The sequence below is a fragment of the Kitasatospora sp. NPDC048407 genome, from assembly GCF_043200475.1.
GTDB lineage: Bacteria > Actinomycetota > Actinomycetes > Streptomycetales > Streptomycetaceae > Kitasatospora.
Map to the genome: position 1 here is coordinate 246,413 of NZ_JBICXW010000004.1, position 19,067 is coordinate 265,479.

The 19,067-nt window shown below is 73.7% G+C and carries 20 protein-coding genes; 8 read left to right on the top strand and 12 right to left on the bottom strand.

The features are described 5' to 3' along the window. Positions 1-65: 65 nt before the first annotated feature. Complete coding sequence (locus ACGFWJ_RS11265; RefSeq protein WP_392947725.1) at positions 66-701, bottom strand: response regulator; 636 nt, start codon at positions 699-701, stop codon at positions 66-68. A gap of 45 nt (positions 702-746) precedes the next feature. Further along, positions 747-2,051: a sensor histidine kinase gene (locus ACGFWJ_RS11270; protein ID WP_392947727.1), complete on the bottom strand. Its 1,305-nt coding sequence runs from the start codon at positions 2,049-2,051 to the stop codon at positions 747-749. A 235-nt stretch (positions 2,052-2,286) separates the two neighbouring features. Here ACGFWJ_RS11270 and ACGFWJ_RS11275 point away from each other — a divergent pair, with 235 nt between their 5' ends. Beyond that, positions 2,287-2,844, top strand: a complete 558-nt coding sequence (locus ACGFWJ_RS11275; RefSeq protein WP_387643391.1) for a heme-binding protein — start codon at positions 2,287-2,289, stop codon at positions 2,842-2,844. A 76-nt stretch (positions 2,845-2,920) separates the two neighbouring features. Here the strand turns inward: ACGFWJ_RS11275 and ACGFWJ_RS11280 are convergent, their stop codons facing one another. Then, positions 2,921-3,322 carry a hypothetical protein gene (locus tag ACGFWJ_RS11280; protein WP_392947730.1) on the bottom strand — a complete coding sequence of 134 codons (402 nt, stop codon included), beginning with the start codon at positions 3,320-3,322 and terminating at the stop codon, positions 2,921-2,923. A 289-nt stretch (positions 3,323-3,611) separates the two neighbouring features. On the opposite strand from ACGFWJ_RS11280, the gene ACGFWJ_RS11285 reads away from it, so the two are divergent. After that, positions 3,612-5,360, top strand: coding sequence for a SpoIIE family protein phosphatase (locus ACGFWJ_RS11285; RefSeq protein ID WP_392947733.1), 1,749 nt, complete (start codon positions 3,612-3,614; stop codon positions 5,358-5,360). Positions 5,361-5,367: 7 nt separating this feature from the next. On the opposite strand, the gene ACGFWJ_RS11290 is transcribed toward ACGFWJ_RS11285, so the two are convergent. From ACGFWJ_RS11290 to ACGFWJ_RS11305, 4 genes are all read right to left on the bottom strand, one after another. After that, complete coding sequence (locus tag ACGFWJ_RS11290; RefSeq protein ID WP_392947736.1) at positions 5,368-6,387, bottom strand: serine hydrolase domain-containing protein; 1,020 nt, start codon at positions 6,385-6,387, stop codon at positions 5,368-5,370. A 71-nt stretch (positions 6,388-6,458) separates the two neighbouring features. After that, positions 6,459-6,857 carry an ACT domain-containing protein gene (locus ACGFWJ_RS11295; RefSeq protein ID WP_387643399.1) on the bottom strand — a complete coding sequence of 133 codons (399 nt, stop codon included), beginning with the start codon at positions 6,855-6,857 and terminating at the stop codon, positions 6,459-6,461. A gap of 58 nt (positions 6,858-6,915) precedes the next feature. Further along, on the bottom strand, positions 6,916-7,437 hold the full coding sequence (locus ACGFWJ_RS11300; protein WP_392947740.1) for a hypothetical protein: 522 nt from the start codon (positions 7,435-7,437) through the stop codon (positions 6,916-6,918). Positions 7,438-7,551: 114 nt separating this feature from the next. Next, the gene (locus ACGFWJ_RS11305; RefSeq protein ID WP_392947742.1) at positions 7,552-8,136 is read right to left on the bottom strand and encodes an SMI1/KNR4 family protein; all 585 of its coding nucleotides are present in this window, start codon (positions 8,134-8,136) and stop codon (positions 7,552-7,554) included. A gap of 323 nt (positions 8,137-8,459) precedes the next feature. Here ACGFWJ_RS11305 and ACGFWJ_RS11310 point away from each other — a divergent pair, with 323 nt between their 5' ends. Continuing rightward, positions 8,460-9,116, top strand: coding sequence for a PadR family transcriptional regulator (locus ACGFWJ_RS11310; RefSeq protein WP_387643403.1), 657 nt, complete (start codon positions 8,460-8,462; stop codon positions 9,114-9,116). Between the two features lie 16 nt (positions 9,117-9,132). Here the strand turns inward: ACGFWJ_RS11310 and ACGFWJ_RS11315 are convergent, their stop codons facing one another. After that, the gene (locus ACGFWJ_RS11315) at positions 9,133-9,354 is read right to left on the bottom strand and encodes a hypothetical protein (RefSeq protein ID WP_380481373.1); all 222 of its coding nucleotides are present in this window, start codon (positions 9,352-9,354) and stop codon (positions 9,133-9,135) included. A 405-nt stretch (positions 9,355-9,759) separates the two neighbouring features. On the opposite strand from ACGFWJ_RS11315, the gene ACGFWJ_RS11320 reads away from it, so the two are divergent. Then, positions 9,760-10,455, top strand: coding sequence for a bifunctional DNA primase/polymerase (locus ACGFWJ_RS11320; RefSeq protein ID WP_392947746.1), 696 nt, complete (start codon positions 9,760-9,762; stop codon positions 10,453-10,455). 90 nt (positions 10,456-10,545) lie between these two features. Here the strand turns inward: ACGFWJ_RS11320 and map are convergent, their stop codons facing one another. Then, positions 10,546-11,391: a type I methionyl aminopeptidase gene (gene map, locus ACGFWJ_RS11325; protein WP_387643407.1), complete on the bottom strand. Its 846-nt coding sequence runs from the start codon at positions 11,389-11,391 to the stop codon at positions 10,546-10,548. Between the two features lie 125 nt (positions 11,392-11,516). On the opposite strand from map, the gene ACGFWJ_RS11330 reads away from it, so the two are divergent. After that, the gene (locus tag ACGFWJ_RS11330) at positions 11,517-11,744 is read left to right on the top strand and encodes a hypothetical protein (protein ID WP_392947980.1); all 228 of its coding nucleotides are present in this window, start codon (positions 11,517-11,519) and stop codon (positions 11,742-11,744) included. A 7-nt stretch (positions 11,745-11,751) separates the two neighbouring features. Here the strand turns inward: ACGFWJ_RS11330 and ACGFWJ_RS11335 are convergent, their stop codons facing one another. Continuing rightward, entirely contained in the window at positions 11,752-13,077 is a 1,326-nt protein-coding gene (locus ACGFWJ_RS11335; protein WP_392947749.1) for an MFS transporter, read from the bottom strand. Between the two features lie 57 nt (positions 13,078-13,134). After that, the gene (locus ACGFWJ_RS11340) at positions 13,135-13,713 is read right to left on the bottom strand and encodes a hypothetical protein (RefSeq protein ID WP_392947752.1); all 579 of its coding nucleotides are present in this window, start codon (positions 13,711-13,713) and stop codon (positions 13,135-13,137) included. A gap of 47 nt (positions 13,714-13,760) precedes the next feature. Between ACGFWJ_RS11340 and npdG the strand changes: the two genes are divergently transcribed. Together npdG and ACGFWJ_RS11350 are read left to right on the top strand one after the other, a co-directional pair. Continuing rightward, on the top strand, positions 13,761-14,462 hold the full coding sequence (gene npdG, locus ACGFWJ_RS11345; RefSeq protein WP_392947754.1) for an NADPH-dependent F420 reductase: 702 nt from the start codon (positions 13,761-13,763) through the stop codon (positions 14,460-14,462). Between the two features lie 129 nt (positions 14,463-14,591). Beyond that, positions 14,592-14,780, top strand: a complete 189-nt coding sequence (locus tag ACGFWJ_RS11350) for a hypothetical protein (protein ID WP_387861285.1) — start codon at positions 14,592-14,594, stop codon at positions 14,778-14,780. Between the two features lies 1 nt (position 14,781). On the opposite strand, the gene ACGFWJ_RS11355 is transcribed toward ACGFWJ_RS11350, so the two are convergent. Next, on the bottom strand, positions 14,782-15,591 hold the full coding sequence (locus ACGFWJ_RS11355; protein WP_392947756.1) for a site-2 protease family protein: 810 nt from the start codon (positions 15,589-15,591) through the stop codon (positions 14,782-14,784). A 158-nt stretch (positions 15,592-15,749) separates the two neighbouring features. On the opposite strand from ACGFWJ_RS11355, the gene ACGFWJ_RS11360 reads away from it, so the two are divergent. Continuing rightward, a complete protein-coding gene (locus ACGFWJ_RS11360; RefSeq protein ID WP_392947759.1) occupies positions 15,750-19,052 on the top strand; it encodes an ATP-binding protein in 3,303 nt (1,100 codons plus the stop codon). Positions 19,053-19,067: the final 15 nt, after the last annotated feature.

A 19,067-nucleotide genomic window follows, 5' to 3' on the forward strand; every position in this document is an offset into this window, starting at 1 on the left:
AAGGCTTCGGACGCGTCCGATTGATCTTCAGTTGTCCGGGGAGCCGGGCTTCTGCCCGGTTTCGGTCAGCGCAGCAGGCGCCGCTCCTTGGCGATCGCGACCGCGCCGGAGCGGGTGTCCGCGCCGAGCTTGGCGTAGATCCGGCCGAGGTGGGTCTTGACGGTGGCCTCGCTGATGAACAGTGCCCGGGCGATCTCCCGGTTGCCCAGGCCCTGGCCGAGCTGGTCGAGGATGTCCTGTTCACGGTCGGTGAGTTGGGGCAGGGGGGAGCGCATCCGGGCCATCACCCGGGACGCGACCGGCGGGGACAGCGCCGGCCGGCCCGCCGCGGCCGAGCGGATCGCCGCGAACAGCTCGGCCGGGCGCTCCGCCTTCAACAGATACCCCGTCGCGCCCGCGTTGATGGCCCGGGTGATGTCGGCGTCGGTGTCGAAGGTGGTCAGCACCAGAACATGGCTGTCGCCCGGGCCGGCCAGGATCCGCCGGGCGGCCTCCACCCCGTCGATGCCGCTGCCGAGTTGAAGGTCCATCAGCACCACGTCCGGCTGGAGGCGGGCGGCGAGCGTCACCGCCTCCTCGCCGGTGCTGGCCTCGCCGACCACCTCGATCGCCCCGTCGCTGGCCAGCAGCGCCAGCAGTCCGGCCCGGACCATCGCGTGGTCGTCGCAGATCAGCAGCCTGACCTTGTCGTTGTCGTTCATGGACCCTCCGTGCGGTGCGGGTGGTGCGGGCGGTGCGGTGTGCTGTCAGCGGGCCTCCGGTGGGCTCTTGAAGCGTGGGCTCTCGACGGGTGGGCTCTCGAAGGGTGGGCTCTCGGGCGGTGAACCCTCGGGTGACGGACTCCCGGCCGGTGGGCTCTCCAGCGGGACGGCGGCCGAGACCACGGTGCCCTCGCCCGGGGCCGACTCGACGGTGAGCGTGCCGCCCAACTGCCGTAGCCGGGCCCGCATCGCGGGCAGCCCGTGGCCGCGCCCGTGGCCGCGCCCGCGGCCCGCGCCGGCCGGCCCGCCCGCGCCGCGGCCGCCGGGTGGCGGGGTGAAGCCGCGGCCGTCGTCCGCGACGTCCAGCACCGCCTGGTCGCCCAGGTAGGACAGCGTGATCGAGGCCCGGCCGGCCCGGGCGTGCTCCCTGACGTTGGCCAGCGCGCCCTGGGCGATCCGCAGCAGCGCGGACTGCGCGGCGGCCGGCATCGGCGCCGGGCTGCCGTCCAGCTGGAAGCGGACCGGCAGGCCGCTCTCCGCGGCCTCCCGCTCGGCGAGGGCGGCCAACGCGGCCTCCAGCGTGCCCTGTTCGGCGAGATCGGCCGGGGCGAGGTCGTGCACGAAACGGCGGGCCTCGGCGAGGTTCCGGGCGGTGATCGCGGCGGCCGTCCGGACATGGCCGCGGGCGGCCGCCGCATCCTGCTCCCAGGCCAACTCGGCGGCCTGCAGCAGCATTTGCTGGCTGGACAGGCCCTGGGCGAGGGTGTCGTGGATCTCGACGGACAGCCGCTCGCGCTCGGACAGCGCGCCCTGCCGGCGCTCCACGGCGGCCAGCTCCCGACGGGCCCGGATCAGGTCGATGATCAGCTTGTGCTGCCGGGCGCCCTGCCGCTGCATGTACAGGAACACCGCGGTGGCCAGCGCGGCCACCGCCGGGGGCAGCAGCACCAGCGTCGGATCGGCGCCCGGCAGCCGCAGTTGGGACACCATCACCAGCGCGGTGAGCGCCGACACCAGCGGGATCGCCGTCCGCGGCGGGAACGCCCGCAGCACCGTGTACACCAGCGGGACGGCGCACCAGGCGAAGCTGGGCGCCATCAGCACCAGCACCGCCCAACTGCCCAGCACCGCCGCCAGCCAGGCCTGCCGGCGCTCGGAGAGACCGGACAGGTGCCCGGCGGCTAGGGCGATGCTCAGCGCGATCACCCACGGTGTCAGCGGGCTGGCCAGGTGGTGCGTCAGGTAGCGCGCCAGCGAGGTGCCGAGCAGCAGTACGAAGGCCAGCCGCATGACCATCGCGAGCCAGCCCGCGTCCGGGTCGGCCGCCCGGGAGAGCGGGAGACGCATCATGGCCGACCTCCTTTCGCACGCTGTCGGCACCGGCAGGCACACTGCCGGCACTTGGATGGTGCCCGCGGATCACGGTTCGCACATCAACCGATCGGTTGACACGGTTGTCGTCCATCATGCTCCGCCGGTCCAGCCGGTTCGCCGATCCGCGGTGGGGGTCCGGCCGCGAACCATGGAGAGCGAGGCCGGCGCACCCCAGCAGTCCGGCACCGAACCACCGATCCAGGAGCCGAAGATGAAGAAGCTGAGCACTCGTACCCGCGTTGTCACCGGTGCCGTCGCGGTGGCCGCGGTCGGCGCGAGCGTGGTCGGCGCCGTCTCCGCCAGCGCCGAGACGCCGAACGCGGCCCCCGCCACCGCCGTCTCGTCCGACGTCCAGAACAAGAACACCTTCGACACCTCGCACCTGACGGTCGAGGCCGCCACCAAGGCCGCCCAGGCCAGCCTGGACGCCGCGGCCAAGGCCGGCCAGAAGATCTCCGTCGCGGTCGTCGACCGGAACGGCAATGTGATCGTCGAGCTGCGCGGAGACGGCGCCGGCCCGCAGTCCTTCGAGTCCGCCCAGCGCAAGGCCTACACCGCGGTGTCCTGGAACGCCCCGACCTCCGAGCTGGTCAAGCGCCTGGCCCAGGCGCCGAACCTGAAGGACATCCCCGGCACGCTGTTCCTCGGCGGCGGCGCCCCGGTCCAGCTGAAGGGCGCCCCGATCGCGGCCGTCGGCGTGGCCGGCGCCCCCAGCGCCGACCAGGACGAGCAGTTCGCCCAGGCGGGGGTCGCCGCGCTGAACAAGTGAGGCCCGGCGCCGCAGAGCCGGTGGCCCGCTCCCGGCGGAGCGGGCCACCGGCCCGGTCGGTGCGCTGCGCGGAGGCTCAGACCTCGCGAGGCACCTGCTCGGGTCCGCGAGGCAGCCGTTCGGGTTCGCGGTAGGCGCACAGCGCCCAGATCACGAAGACGTCCAGCGCGATCAGCACCAGCGACCACAGCGGGTAGTAGGGGATGTCGAGGAAGTTGTCCAGCAGACTCAGCGCGGCGAAGAACACACCGGCGATCCGGGCCCAGAGCATGCCGGTGAGCACGCACAGGCCGGTCAGCGCGACCAGCGCGCCGATCACCACGTGGATCCAGCCCCACGAGGTGAGGCTGAAGCGGAAGACGTACTGGGGGGTGGTCACGAAGATGTCGTCCTTGGCGATCGCCATGATCCCGCGGAACACCTCCAGCAGACCGCTCACCAGCATCAGCACACCGGCGAACAGCACAGTCCCGGACACCCAGGGCTTGTTCCCGGGGGCCGGTGAAGCGGGCGGCCCTGGCGCTGCCGGGGCCGGACCGACGGACGAGCTCATGGGAGACCTCCTTGGCCGAAGTTGACCTGTGACGACCCTCGGCCCGTCCACCCGCCGGGGCACCCCGACGACTCCGTTCGGGTGACTCCCCGCCGCCCGCACCCCCGCCCCGGCCCGCCCGCCGCGGCCCCGCCGCGTACCGGATCGCCCCGGCCGCGCGCGCTGTGTTTACTGGTCACAGTGCCCGGGCGCCCGGCGAGGAGGTGCCGAAGCCATGGCCGACACCAGCTGGAACGACCTGCCGCAGCCGCTGCGCCGGGTACTGGACGGTACGCCCGCCGGCGTCGCCGTCCTCGACACCCACCTGCGCTTCCGCTACGTCAACCCGGCGCTGGCCGCGATGAACGGCATCCCCGCCGAGCGCCACCTCGGCCACACCGTCGCCGAACTGTTCCCCGGCCTCGACGCCCGCGACGACCTGCTGCGCGAGGTGCTCGCCGACGGCCGCCCCCGCGAGATCACCTCCAGCGGCCACACCCGGGCCGGCTCCCCGCAGCACCGCCGCTACTGGTACGGCGCCTACCACCGGCTGGAGACCGCCGGACAGCCCGCCGGCCTGGTCGGCATCCTGCTGGAGGTCACCGCCAGCCACCGGCAGCAGCGCGAACTCGAACAGGCCCGGGCCCGGCTCGCCCTGCTCGACACCGCCGCCACCCGGATCGGCACCACCCTCGACGTGGAGACCACCTGCGGCGAACTCGCCACCTTCCTGATCGAGCACCTCGCCGACGCCGCCACCGTCGAACTGCTCCCGCACTCCGACAGCCAGCACGCCCGCCCCCTCCCCGACGGCGGCCGCCGCCTGCTGCGCACCGCGATCACCGCCAGGCCCGACCTGCTGGAGCGGATCCGGGTGCTCGGCGAACGCGGCGAGTACGTCGACTACGGGCCCGACTCCGCCGTGCCGCGCTGCCTGGCCGAGGGCCGCCCGGTGATCGAGAACCAACTGACCGAGGCCGACGCGCGCCGCACGGCCCCCAACCCGGACCGGATCGCCGACTTCGGCGCGCTCGGCGTCCACGCCGCGATGGTGGTGCCGCTCACCGCCCGCGGCCACCGGATCGGCACCGCCACCCTGCTGCGCACCGGCCCCTCCCCGGGCTTCGGCGAGGACGACGCCGTCGCCGCCCAGGACCTCGCCGTGCGCGCCGCCATCAACCTCGACAACGCCCGCCGCTACAGCCGCGAACACGCCGTCGCCGTCGACCTGCAGCGCGCCATGCTCGCCGAACCCGGCACCCCGCACCCCGACATCACCGTCGCCTTCCGCTACCGCCCGGCCGGCACCAGCGCCCTGATCGGCGGCGACTGGTACGAGACGGTGGCGCTGCCCGACGGCCGCACCGTGCTGGCCATCGGCGACGTGATGGGCCACGGCATCGAGGCCGCCGCCGACATGAGCCACTACCAGGCGATGCTCCGCGCGATGGCCCTGCTGGAGCCGAGCGCAGACCGGCTGCTGACCCGGATGGACGGCCTGGCCGGCGAGGTGCACGACTACCGCCCGTCCACCTGCCTGGCGGTGTACGCCGAACCCGCCCGCGGCCGCTACTGCTTCGCCAGCGCCGGCCACCTGCCGCCCGCCGTGGTCCGGCCCAACGGCGAGGTGGCGCTGCTGCCGGTGGCGCCCGGCCCGCCGCTCGCCACCGGCCACAACGGCTACGTCCCGAGCTACGCGGTGGTCCCGCCCGACCACACCCTGCTGCTGTTCACCGACGGCCTGGTGGAGCGCCGCGGCGAGGACATCGACCGCTCGCTGGAGCGGCTCACCGCCCGGCGGCTGCCCGCCGGGGCCGGCCCGGAACGGCTGCTGGACGAGGTGCTGGCCGGCGCCCCCGACCCCGCCGAGGACGACATCGCGCTGCTCGCCGCCGCCCCCGCCCGGCCGCGCCCCGGGCAGGCGGGCAGCGGGGAGGTGCTGACGGCGCTGACCGGCGGGCGGTGGCAGCCGCTGCGCCGGTGACGGGCCGTCACGAGGCGAGCGAGCGGAGCGCGAGTGCGCGCAGGTCGGCCAGCCGGTTCCGGTCGAAGCCGTGGTAGACGGCGTTGGTGCAGAGCACCACGTAGCGGCCGGTGTGCGGGGCGAGGAACAGGCTGGTGCCGGTGAAACCGTGGTGGTAGGCCACCGAGTCGTCGGCGGTGACCAGCCAGGCGAGGCCGCGGCGCAGGCCGGGTTCGACGGCGGCACAGGGGCGGCGGCTCTCGGTGAACCAGTCGGCCAGCGGGCTCGCCCCGGCCAGCAGGTGCTCGGCGTAGGCGGCGAGGTCGGCGGCGGTGGAGAACACCCCCGCGTGGCCGGCCACCCCGCCGAGCAGCGCGGCGCTCGGGTCGTGCGGCGCGCCCCAGGTGCGGGGTGCGTCGCGCAGGCGCTGTTCGGTCGGGGCGAGCTGCGGGTCGCGCGGCAGCGGTCCGTAGACGGTGGCGGTCAGGCCGAGGTCGCGCCAGAGTTCGTCGGCGAGCAGGTGCAGGGGGTTGCCCAGCAGGGCGGGCAGCAGCAGGCCGAGCAGGATGAAGCCGCGGTCGATGTAGCGGTACCGGCTGCCGGGCGGGCTGACCAGCGGCTCGGCGCACAGGTGCTCGATCAGCGGTCGGCCGGTGTGTTCGTAGCCGGCCAGGCCGGTCCACGGGAGCAGGCCGGAGGTGTGGCAGAGAAGCTGCCGGGCGGTCAAGTTGCCGCCGGGGGAGGGTAGTTCGGGCAGGTGTTCGCGCAGCGGGGCGTCCAGGTCGAGCCGGCCGGCGCGGACGGCGGCGCCGACCAGTGGCCAGGTGGCGAGCACCTTGGTGAGCGAGGCGAGGTCGTAGCGGGTGCCCGGGCCGGGCCGGGCGTCGCCGCACTCGGGGGCGACCAGGCCGTGCCCGACGGTGACCCGGCCGGCGCCCACCTCCCCGACGGTCAGCACCCCGCCGGGGAACAGCCCGGCGTCCACGGACCCGGCGAGGCCGGCGCCGAGGACGGCGGCGGTGTCGGCGCTCCACGTGGAGTTCTGCACGGCATCCCTCTCGTCCGGACGGGCCCTGGTCCGCATTCTCGCCCGCGCCGGACGGCGAAGACCAGGGGCCGTCAGGTGGGCTGCGGGGCCAGGGCGTCGAGGGCGGCCAGTGCGCGGTCGGCGTCGTCGGCGGGGACGAACAGGTGGTCGTGGTGGAAGCCGGCCACCACGTTGCAGCTGATGCCGTGCTCGGCGAGCGCGGCGGAGACCGCGGCGGTGAGGCCGACGGCGTCCAGCGCGGAGTGCACCCGCAGGGTGATCCAGGCGGCGGTGAACGCGTGCGGCAGGCCGAGCGAGTCGGCCTCCTCCTCGAGGACGACGAAGGTCACGCCCTCGGGTTCGGCCACCGTGACGACCGGCCGCAGCCCGGCGGGAACCCGGCCGGGCAGTGTGCAGTACACGTAGCGGCCGGGGTTGAGGACGGGGCTCAAGCCGGAGAGCAGCTGTCGAAGATCGCGTTCGCCTGACATGGCCGTCACCGTAGTGGCTGCGGGCGGCGGGGCGGGAGCGCTGCGGGGCGTGTCGGTGTCACTCGTAGACGCGGGCCGCGTCGAGCTGCCAGGCGACCGACGTCCAGGTCACCGGTTCGATCGGCGGGGCGTCGGAAAATCTCGGCTGCAGGCCGAGGGAGGAGTCGAGCCAGGACTCCCAGGACGTCAGGAACCCGGCCAGCGAGCCGCTCGCCCAGCCGCCGCCGTCGCCGGCCCACAGACCGCGGGCCACCCGGTCCGCCGTCCAGGCGCGGTCCCGCGCGTAGTCGGCGGCCAGCGCGCGCAGCAGGATCCGCAGTTCGCCGGAGGTGGCCACGTCCAGCTCCTCGAGTGGGGCGGGTTCGGCGGGCCCGGCCGATGGTGCGGCGAGGGCGCCGAGCAGCTGGTCGGCCAGGCCGGACCAGCCCGGGTCCGGAGCCTGCTCGGGGAGGGCGGCGGCCCAGCGGAGCAGGACGTCGTCCACGTCCGGGCCTTGGCCCGCGAAGTGCGCGGACAGGTGCCGCAGCAGGGCGAGGAAGTCCTCGGCGGTCTCGACCGGGTCCGTCGTCGTGTTCGTCACGGCGCGAGGTTAGAGCCGGGCAGGCGCTCGGTTCGACCGGTTATTTCGGCTGTCCTCTGCCACTCAACCTTGACCGTTTGCCACTGAAGTCTGACCGCCCCAACCCCGGATCGTTCAGATCATTCGGGCGGGCCCGCGGCGCGCAGTGACGGCATCACCGGGCGACTTGGGAAGATCCTCGATCACCAGCGGGCCCGGATAGAACACGCCGCTACGCGGGCCGAGCATGTCCTCGCCCATGAGGTAGCGGTAAAGCCACTCACTGAAGCCCATCTCGTACTCCACGAACTGGCCGTCGAGAACCATGCCCGCCATGTGCCAGCCCTCACCGCCCGCCGGCCGGACGAGGAAGGCACCTTCCCTGCGGTCCGTGCTGGCGACGGGAATGAGACCGTCCGGCCCGCCGAAGGTCGGAGTCGCTCCGCGGAAGGTGACACCCGCCCCATCCCAGTCGGACTCCTTCAGCCCCTTGATCTGCTGTTCAAGCCGCTCGGCCAGATTGAAGAACTGGGTGCCCGGGCGGGTCAGGACCAGGTGATGGTTCAGGGTCACCGGAGCGTAGGTCTCCACGATCTCCTTGAAGTCCGCCGGGAGTTCGGCTCCCAACAAGCCTTCCACCTCGCCCCACTCAACGAACTCGGGGCGGTCCGCCGGGCTGGGGCCGATCATGTTGAGGACGGCGCCGAGGTAGTCGCGCATGTTGTTCATCCTCTTGCTCGGGGGGCATCGCCCATGGGGTTCATCAGCGTCCGGACCACTGTCCTGGGTGGATAGCTGGCTCCTCCACCCGCTCAATCGGCGCCCGGGGCTGGTATCCGGCCCTCTTGAAGGTCGAGCGGTCAACCTTCAGTGGCAGGAACCTATCGGTCGTCAAAGATCAGCGGCGAACGGTCAAGGTTGAGCGGCAGAAGACATCGGCGGCCGGGTATCGGAAGGGGTTATCGAACGACAGTTACCGATATATCGTCGAGTTATCGAGATGCTTCACCGATGGAGCGTCCGACAACCATGGGGAGTGGATCATGCGTTACGACAAGCGTTACGGCGGGGAGAGTCGGCGTCGCTGGGCCGAAGGGGCGCGGCGGGCCGGGGAGGGCGAGGAGTTCGAGGTGCGGGCGGCGTTCGGGCCGTTCGGGGCGCCGGGGCGGCCGATGCCGCCGTTCGGTCCGGGGTTCGGGCCGCGCGGGCGCGGCTTCGGCGGCCACGGGACGCGCGGGCACGGCGGCCGGCGCGGCGGGCGGGCCCGGCGGGGCGATGTGCGGGCCTCGCTGCTCGCGCTGCTGCGGGAGCGGCCGATGCACGGCTACGAGATGATCACCGAGATCGGCGAGCGCACCGGCGGAGTCTGGCGGCCCAGCCCGGGTTCGGTGTACCCGACGCTCCAGTTGCTGGAGGAGGAGGGGCTGATCAAGGCCAATGAGGAGTCCGGCAAGAAGCTGTTCGAACTGACCGAGCAGGGCCGGGCCGAGGCCGAGCAGGGCCCCGAGTCCCCGTGGGACGAGGCCGGCCGGCAGGGCGACTGGGAGGCCGTCCAGGAGGTCGGCGCCGCGCTCGCGGCGGTGGACCACGCGGTGCGCCAGGTCATGATGACCGGCACCGAGGAGCAGCGCGCCAAGGGCCTGGCCGTGCTGGCCGAGACGAAGAAGAAGCTGTACCTGATCCTGGCCGAAGAGGCCTGAGAGCGAGCGGCGGGCGTCAGCCGCTGGCGGCCTCGTCGTACTCGTAGCGCCAGCGGAACCGGCCCTTCGCGTTGTACTCCTTGGCACGCCGGTAGACCAGCGTGACCGCCGGGGTATCCCCGTGCGCGGGGACGGGTACCCGGTAGACCTTCGGGACGGACTGCAGCGGGCTCAGCAGGATCGGCAGCACCCTGCCGTCCAGCGGGCCGCCGAGGAATGCGGTGTCGGCGCTTCTCACCGCTCCAGGGTAGGGCGACGGGCGGGATGTCCGGTGCGGGCGGGTGTGTCCGCCGCGGCGGCGGAAGGTGTGACGGGGACGGCACTGCCAACGGTCATTCGGAGGGCTCCGGGACCCTTATCCTGCTACGTACGCCCCCGGGGGTTGCCCCGGGTCCGCGGGCCCGTACGGGCCGGGTGGGGCGCGCCGAGGTGCGCCCGCCCGCCGAGCGAGACTCTCGCACTCCGTACCCGCCCCCGGAACGTCGGCCGGCCGGAGAACCCGGCCCCGGTCGACGACAGACGCCCCCGCGCGTGGTGCACCGATGAGGGAAGCAGCGAGCGGCTCCGTGTGTTGGCGTCGTTTGTGGCGTAGGTGGCCGTGCCGTACCAGGCACGGCAGCTCAGCGGGTGCGGAAGGGGCCAGATGGAAGCCAGCAGCAGGTGGACGTCCTGGTGGCGGCGGGACCGGAAGGACGACCCGGGCGCCGGAGAGGACGCGGCTGCGAAGCTGGATCTGCTGCTGGGGGCGGTCCGGTCGGGGTTCCCGGTGGCGCCGGCGGCGCACCCGGAGGGGTACCGGTGTTCGTGCGACCGGGTCGGCTGTCCGGCCCCGGCCCAGCATCCGGTCTCCTTCGCCTGGCAGTCCCAGGCCACCACCGACGCCGAGCAGTTGGCGCACTGGCTGACCCGGGACCCGGAGGCGAACTTCGTCACCGCGACGGGCCGCGCGCACGACGTGCTGGACGTGCCGGCCGAGGCCGGGGTGCTGGCGCTGCGGCGGCTGGACGCGCTCGGCGTGGGCGGCCCGGTGGCGGCGGTCGGCAACGACCGGTACCTGTTCTTCACCGCGACCCGAGGCACCCCGCAGGACGAGGACGAGTGGTGGCCCAGCGCGCTGGACTCCACCCCCGAGACGGTCTCCGAGCACCCCGGGCTGCGCTGGCACTGCCGCGGCTCGTACACCCTGGTCCCGCCGGCCGCGCTGACCGACGGCTCCCGGGTGCGCTGGCTGCGCGGCCCCGACCAGCAACTGCCGGACCCGCTGCGGGTGCTGGACGTGCTGACCGACGCGTGCACCGAGGTCGGCGCCGTCGCCGAGGAGCAGTGGCTGATCGGCTGAGCCGAAGCAGGCCCAGGAGCAGGAGCAGGAACGACGGAGCGGCCCGTTCCCCCGGGTGGGGTGGCGGGCCGCTCCGTCGTACCGGGAAGGTCAGGGCAGGGTGAGGATCTCCGCGCCGTCGGCGGTGACCACCAGGGTGTGCTCGAACTGGGCGGTGCGCTTGCGGTCCTTGGTGACGACCGTCCAGCCGTCCGGCCAGATGTCGTAGTCGTAGCTGCCCAGGGTGAGCATCGGCTCGATGGTGAAGGTCATGCCCGGCTTGATCACCTGGGTGGCCCGCTCGCTGTCGTAGTGCGGGATGATCAGGCCGGAGTGGAACGAGGTGTTGATGCCGTGGCCGGTGAAGTCGCGGACCACGCCGTAGCCGAAGCGCTTGGCGTAGGACTCGATGACCCGCCCGATCACGTTGATCTGCCGGCCCGGCTTGACCGCCTTGATCGCCCGGTCGAGGGATTCCCGGGTGCGCTCCACCAGCAGCCGGGACTCCTCGTCCACGTCGCCGCACAGGTAGGTGGCGTTCAGGTCGCCGTGCACCCCGTGGATGTACGCGGTGGCGTCGATGTTGACGATGTCGCCGTCCTGCAGCACGGTCGAGTCCGGGATGCCGTGGCAGATCACCTCGTTGATCGAGGTGCAGACCGACTTCGGGAAGCCCCGGTAGCCGAGGTCGGACGGGTACGCGCCGTGGTCGCACATGTACTCGTGCGCGACGGCGTCGAGCGCGTCGGTGGTGACACCGGGGGCGATCAGCTTCGCGGCCTCCGCCATCGCCTGCGCCGCGATCCGGCCGGCGATCCGCATCTTCTCGACGGTCTCCGCGGTCTGCACCTCGGGGCCGGTGTACGGGGTCGGCGCGGGCTTGCCGACGTACTCCGGGCGCGCGATGTGCGCGGGGACCTTGCGGGTGGGGGACTGCGTGCCGGGTACCAGAGCCATGACCGCGAGTGTATCGGCCGCCATCCGCCCGCCCCGGGCCGTGTGCGCGGCCGGGCCACCGGGAATGATCATTGCTGACCGCCGCGGCCCTCGCCGCGGGGCCCACCAGGACGGGAGACGAGACGATGGTGTTCGGCCGCAGCAAGCCCACCGGGCAGCCGGGGGAGTGGTTCTACTGCATCAAGCACGCCAAGGTCGAGGAAGGCCCGGAGTGCCCCGCCAAGGACCGGCTCGGCCCCTACGCCACCCGCGAGGAGGCCGCGCGCGCCCTGGAGACCGCCGCCGAGCGCAACCAGGAGTGGAAGCAGGACCCGCGTTGGAACGACGAGGACGAGCCGGGCACCGAAGGCTGACGGAGGCTCAGGACACGCCCTCGGAGACGCCCGCCGCCTTCGCCGCTTCCGCCGCCTGCCGCTCGTGCTGGGCCCGCACCGCCAGTGCGTGCGGGTCGGTGCGGGAGTCCCAGGCCAGCAGCTTGGGGATGGACGCCGTCAGCGCCAGCACGCCCAGCACGCACATCACGCCGCCGGTCCAGATCGAGGCCCGCGTCCCGATCATCGCGGCCATGCCGCCGGCCCGGACCTGGCCCAGCTGCGGGCCGACCGAGTACGACAGCACCTCCACCCCGGCGAGGCGGCCGCGCAGCTCGTCGGGGATGGACTGGTTCCAGATCGTCGACCGGGCCACTCCGCTGATGTCGTCGGCGGCGCCCGCCAGCGCCAGGCACACCAGCACCAGCCAGATGTTCCCGGCGAGGCCGGCCAGCGCCATCGACGCGCCCCAGCCGAGCGCCGCGAACAGCAGCATCCGGCCGTGCCGGTGGACGCGCGACATCCAGCCGCTGGTCGCCGACACCACCAGCGCGCCGGCCGCCATCGCCGAGTACAGCAGGCCCAGCGCCCACTCCGCGTCCAACTCTGCGGCCAGGAACGGGAACACCGCGACGGGGAAGGCGAACAGCATCGCCACCGTGTCGATCGCGTAGGTGCCCAGCAGGTCCTTGCGGCTCCAGGCATAGCTCAGGCCCTGCCCGATGCTGCGCAGCGACGGGCGGTCGGCGCTCTCGGCGGGCGGCACCGGGCGCATCCGGACGATCAGCGTCAGCGAGACCAGGAAGGTCGTCAAGTCCAGCGCGTAGGCGACGCGCGCCCCGGCGAGCGTGACGATCACGCCCGCCAGCGGCGGGCCGGCCACCGAAGCGACGTTGCGGTACAGCGAGTTGAGGGCGAACGCGGCGGGCAGCTGATCGTGCCCGACCACCCGCGGGATCATCGAGTCCAGCGCCGGACGCTGCATGCCGTCCAGCGCTGCCGTCAGCGCCGCCACCAGGTAGATCGGCCACAGCAGCGGATGCGGCAGCAGTGCGTTGGCAAGCATCAGCGCGGCCAGCAGCGCCAGGCCCGCCTCGGTGAGCAGCACCAGGCGGCGGCGGTCCAGCGCGTCCGCCAGCGCGCCGCCCCAAAGGCCGAACACCACCAGCGGCACCAGCTCGAACGCGCCGACCAGGCCGACCGCGAGGGTCGAGTCGGTCAGCTGCTTGATCTGGATCGGCACCGCGACGTACGTGAGGAAGCTGCCGAAGCCGGTGATGCAGCCCGACGTCCAGAGCAGCCGGAAATCCCGGGAGGAGCGCCAGGGCGTCAGATCCGGGGCGAGCTTGCGGAAGAAACGGGCAGCAGACGTCACATGGTCAGATGCTGCGGTAAGCGGACGGAAGGGGGCAACCGGTTTTCTGTCGGGCCGTCACCAGCGCAGCACGGGCGAGGCGGTCAGCCGCTCCGCCAGCCGGGCCAGCCGCGAGCGCGGCGGCACCGTCGAGGTGGCCGAGCTGACCAGGTGCTGGACCAGTTCGAACGGTTCGGGCTCGGCGTCCGGCACCGTCAGCCGCTCGTGCGCCAGCGCCGTCAGCTCGGGATCGCCGCCGTCCAGGGCGAGCAGCACCGCGCCGGCCCGGCGGGCACCGTCGAGGCGCTCCAGCAGGGGCTCGTCGGCGGGCGCGGGGGCGATCAGCAGCACCGTTGCGCCGGTGCGTGCCTCCTCGAGCCGGGGCAGCCCGCACGCCAGATGGTTCGGCGCGCCCGCCGGCACGGTGTGCCGCAGCAGGGTCGGGACCAGCTCGGGAACCCCGCTGTACGCGGCCTCGTCACTCAGGTGCGCGGCCAGGTGCCACGGCTCGTAGTGGGGGGTGCCGACCAGCAGCAGGCCGGTGGCGCTGCGCCGGGTGACCGAGCCGCGCAGTGCGGAGGCGAAGGCGCCGGCCCGCTCGGGCCAGCCGGTGCCGGACAGTGACTGCCGGAGTGCGGAAACTCTCACCGCGTCCATGCGCGACAGCATGCTGCCCGGGCAGGCCGTTTGGCAGGATCTTCCGCATGACGCAACCCGATTCAGTGAACGCGACGGCCGGACCGGGCCGACAGCTGCCGGACGTCTCCGAGCTCGTGGTGGGAGTCCTCGGCGGCACCGGTGACCAGGGCCGCGGCCTCGCCTACCGGCTCGCCAAGGCCGGTCAGCAGGTGATCATCGGCTCCCGCAGTGCCGAGCGCGCCGAGGACTGCGCCTCGCAGCTCGGTCTGGGCATCCGCGGCGCCGACAACGGGCGGTGCGCCCGGGAGAGCGACGTGGTGATCGTCGCGGTGCCGTGGGACGGCCACGCCGAGACGCTCACCTCGCTGCGCGCCGAACTCGCCGGGAAGATCGTGGTGGACTGCGTCAACCCGCTGGGCTTCGACAAGCAGGGCGCCTACGCGCTCCAGGTCCCCGAGGGTTCCGCCGCCCAGCAGGCCGCCGCGCTGCTGCCGGACTCCACCGTCACCGCCGCCTTCCACCACCTGTCGGCGGTGCTGCTGCAGGACGAAACGGTGGAGTCGATCGACACCGACGTGATGGTGCTCGGCGAGGACCGCGCCGCCACCGACACCGTGCAGGCCCTGGCAGGCCGGATCCCCGGCATGCGCGGCATCTTCGCCGGGCGGCTGCGCAACGCCCACCAGGTGGAGGCGCTGGTGGCCAACCTGATCTCGGTCAACCGCCGCTACAAGGCGCACGCGGGCCTGCGGATCACCGACGTGTGAGCCGACGTGTGAGCCCCGCGCGCCGCGGTGTGACCCACACCGCGGCGCGCACCGGCCACCCCCGGCCGGTGCGGGCTGTTCGGTCGGCGAGAATGGCGGAGCCACACCGCCCGCCCGAGGAGTCCCGCCATGCCCCGCAACGCCCTGTACGCCACGATCGTCCTGGCCCTGGCCGTGACCGCCGCGGTGGTCTCGTTCGTCGAGGGCAACTGGCTCGGCGTGGTGTGGGTGCTGATGGCCGGCGTGGCCAGCAACATCGCCTGGTACTACCTGCGCAAGGACCGCGCCGAGCGCCGCGCCGCCGTCGAACAGGGCTGAGCTAGACCCAGAAGGTGAACATGTCGTAGCCCAGGCTCACGTACCCGTGCCGCACGCCGAACAGGTCGAAGACCCACGCCGTCCCCTGCTGCAGCCACACCCTGGCCTCGCTCTGCCACACCAGCAGGAACAGCAGCATCATGCCGTAGGGCGCGTAGGGGGCGATCGCCCGCCGGGTCTTGTATGACAGCCAGGGCTCGATGATGCCGTAGCCGTCCAGGCCGGGCACCGGCAGCAGGTTGAGGATCGCCGCAGTGACCTGGAGGTAGCCGAGGAAGGCCAGCGCGGCCGGCAGCGGTGAGACGCTGTACAGCGTGTCACCGATGGCGGCCGGCACGTCCGGGTTGTCGAACCAGCCCTGGCTGACCACTACCAGCGTCACCACGCCGAACACCACGTTCACCAGCGGGCCGGCCGCCGAGATCAGGCTGTGCTTGAGGCGGCCGGAGATCCGGTCCCGCTCGATGTAGACCGCGCCGCCTGGCAGACCGATGCCGCCCATGATCACGAAGATCACCGGCAGCACGAAACTCAGCACCACGTGCCCGTATTTCAGCGGGTTCAGCGTCAGGTAGCCCTTGGTGCCGACCGTGATGTCACCGCCCGCCAGCGCCGTGCGCGCGTGCGCGTACTCGTGCAGGCAGAGCGACACCATCCAGCCCGCCACCACGAACAGGAAGATTCCGAACCGGTCGTTGCCCCAGCCGGTGGCCAGCGCGAAGCCGGAGGCGACGAAGGTGCCGGCCAGCGCCAGGAAGATCGGGCTGACCCGGCTCTCCGCGCTGCGCTGGCCGGTGCTGGCGTAGGTCATGACGAGAAGGCTCCGGAACATGGGGGTCGGGCGGACGTCCGATGATGCCGGGCGCCGGGCGCACCCGACAAGCGGCCATGGATGAACGGACGGCGGCAGCCCAGCGTTCCGTACGGGTGTGCGCCCGGGGCGCCGGACGCGTCCCGCAGAATGGGCGGGTGCATTACGGCATCCTCGGCACCACCACCGCCCACCACGACGACGGCACGGCGATCGCGCTCGGCGGCGCCCGGCTGCGCGCCCTGCTCGCCGCGCTCGCGCTGCGCCAAGGCCGGCCCGTCCCGGCCGAGTTGCTCGCCGACGAGGTGTGGGCGGAGGAATCGCCGCAGGACGCCGCCGCCGCACTGCAGACGCTGGTCGGCCGGCTGCGCCGCACCGTCGGCCGGGACGAGATCGGCTCCGGGCCGGCCGGCTACTGGCTGACCGGCCCGCACACCGACGTCGCCGAATTCCAGCGGCTGGCCGCCGACGGCGTCCGCGCCCTCGCCGACGGCGACCCGGCGGCCGCCGCCGACCGGCTCACCGCCGCGCTCGCCCTGTGGCGCGGCCCCGCGCTCGCCGACCTGCCCGACCGCACCGCCCCCGCCGCCCGCCTGGAGGCCCAGCGCGAGGACGCCCGCCGACACCGGCTGACCGCCCAACTGGCCCTCGGCCGGGCCGCCGAGGTCACCGCCGAACTCGCCGAACTCTGCCGGGACCACCCGCTGGACGAGCAGCTCCAGGCCCTCCAGCTGCGCGCCCTGCGCGCGGCCGGCCGCACCGCCGAGGCGCTCTCCCGCTACGAGGAGATCCGCCACACCCTCGCCGACCGGCTCGGCACCGACCCCGGCCCCGAACTGCGCGCCCTGCACCGCGAGTTGCTCACCACCGCGCCCGAAGCCGCTCCCGCTGCGCCGACCACTGCCGTCGGCAACCTGCGCCCCGGCCGCACCAGCTTCGTCGGCCGCGAGGGCGAACTCGCCACCGTGGCAGGCGCGTTGACCGCCGGCCGGCTGACCACGCTGACCGGCCCCGGCGGCTCCGGCAAGACCCGGCTGTCCGTCGAGGCCGGCCGCCGCGAACAGGGCGCCGCCAACTGGCCCGGCGGCGTCTGGCAGGTCGAACTCGCCCCGCTGGACGACCCCGCCGCCGTCCCCGCCGCCGTCGCCGCCGCGCTCGGCCTGCGCGAGACCGTGCTGCACACCGGCGGCACCGTCGCCGAGGTGATCGAGGGCGGCCGCAAGGACCCGGTGAGCCGGGTCGTCGACCACCTCGGCCGCCGGCGCCTGCTGCTGCTGCTCGACAACTGCGAACACGTCGTCCAGGCCGCCGCCGACCTCGCCGACCGGCTGCTCGCCGACTGCCCGGGCATCACCGTCCTCGCCACCAGCCGCGAACCGCTCGGCGTCCCCGGCGAGACCGTGCTGCCCGTCGAACCGCTGCCCGACCCGTCCGCGCTGCGGCTGCTCGCCGACCGCGGCGCCGCCGCCCGCCCCGGCTTCCGCACCGACCAGGACCCGGAGGCCTGCGCCGAACTCTGCCGCCGCCTGGACGGCCTGCCGCTGGCCATCGAACTCGCCGCCGCCCGGCTGCGCGGACTCACCCCCCGGCAGCTCGCCGACCGGCTGGACTCCAGGTTCGCGCTGCTCACCGCCGGCTCCCGCACCTTGCTGCCCCGCCAGCAGACCCTGCGCGCCGTCGTCGACTGGTCCTGGGACCTGCTCGGCCCGCGCGAACGCGCCGTGCTGCGACGGCTGTCGGTGTTCGCCGGCGGCTGCACCCTGGAGGCCGCCGAGGCCGTGCTCGCGGACGCCGAAGTGCCCCGGGTGGAGGTCGCCGACCTGCTGCTGTCGCTGGTCGACAAGTCCCTGCTGGTGGCCGGGCTCGGCGAACAGCCGCGCTACTGGATGCTGGAGACCATCCACGAGTACGCGGCCGAACGCCTCGCCGAGGCCGCCGAACCCGAGGTCGCCCACCGCCACACCAGGCACTACCGGGAAGTCGCCCGGACCGCCGCCCTCCGCCTGCGCGGCCACGACCAGCTCGACGAACTCGCCCGGCTGGACCGCGAACAGGAGAACGTCCGGGCCGCGCTGCGCCGCGCCGTCGACGCCGAGCAGGAACAGGAGGCCCTGGTACTGGCGCTGTCGATGGCCGGCTACTGGTCGCTGCGCGACTACCGCACCGAGGCCCGCGGTTGGTACCAAGCAGCCGCCGCGCTCGGCCCCGAGCCGTTCGCCGACGACGCCCCGATGCCCGTCCCGCTCACCGCCGGCCCGCTCGACCAGCCGCCGCCACTGCCGCCCGAGGTCCTCCAGGAGGCCCGCCGCCACCTCGGGCTGCACCGGCTGATCAGCATGTTCTCCGGCGACCTCGGGATGCTCGACGACGCCGCCGCGCTGAAAACCGCCCACCGGGTGCTGGAGGTCTACACCCCCGACCTGCCGCAGTCCTACCAGGCCCCGGTGCTCAGCCGGGTGTTCGCGGTCTTCCTCACCGGCGAGATGGACCGCACCCGGGCGGTGCTGGACGACGCGGTGGCCGGCGCCCGCCGCCACGGCGCCCCCGGCGACCTGGCGTTCGCCCTGCAAATGCGCGCCCGGCTGCTCAACGACCTGGCCGGGGGACTGGAGCAGGCGATCGCCGACAGTGAGGAGGCGCTCGCCCTGTACACCGCGCAGGGCGACCTGTGGGGCAGCTCCGACGCGCTGGCCGCGAAGGCGGAGAACGCCACCAAGTCCGGCGACCGCGCGCTCGCCGAACGGGCCTTCCGCGAGGCGATCGAGCTGGCCGTCCGGCTCGGCGCCCGCCAGGAGGTGCCGCTGCTGCGCGCCCGGCTCGGCGAGGTGATCGCCGAATCGGACCCGGCGGCCGGCGAGCGGATGGTCCGCGAGGCCGTCGCCGAGGCCGCCGTGGACAGCCGGGACGCCGAGGGCGCGCGGCTCTACGGCCGCCTGGTGCTGTGCAACCTGTGCGTGCAGCGCGGCGAGTACGCCGGGGCGCTGGCGGTGCTCGACGAACTGTCCGACGAAGTACCCACCCGCGGCCCGCTCCCCTGGGTGTTCCTCGGCATCATCACCTGCATCCGGGGCTGGGTGACCGCCCGCTCCGGCGACCCGCGGACCGGACTGGCCCTGATGCGCGAGGGCCGCCGCGCGATGGCCGAGGTGGAGGGCCGGGCCACCGTCTTCGTCGAGCACATGGCGATGATGCTGATGATCCCGCTGGCCGCCGTCCTCGCCGAACTGGCCCAGCAGGAGGGAAACCCGGCCGCCGCCCGGCGCGGCGCCGAACTGGTCGGCGCGCACGAGGGCCTCAGCGGCGCCTCCGGCTCCTTCATGGAGCGCGCCGAACGTGCCCGCTGCGAGGCGGTCCTGCGCGAACTGCTCGGCGAATCGGCGTACTCGACGGCACACGAGCAGGGCGGGCGCCTCGACCTGCACGAGGCGTCCGCCCTGCTGAACGATCCCGGGGAGTTCTGAGACCGACCTCCCCGG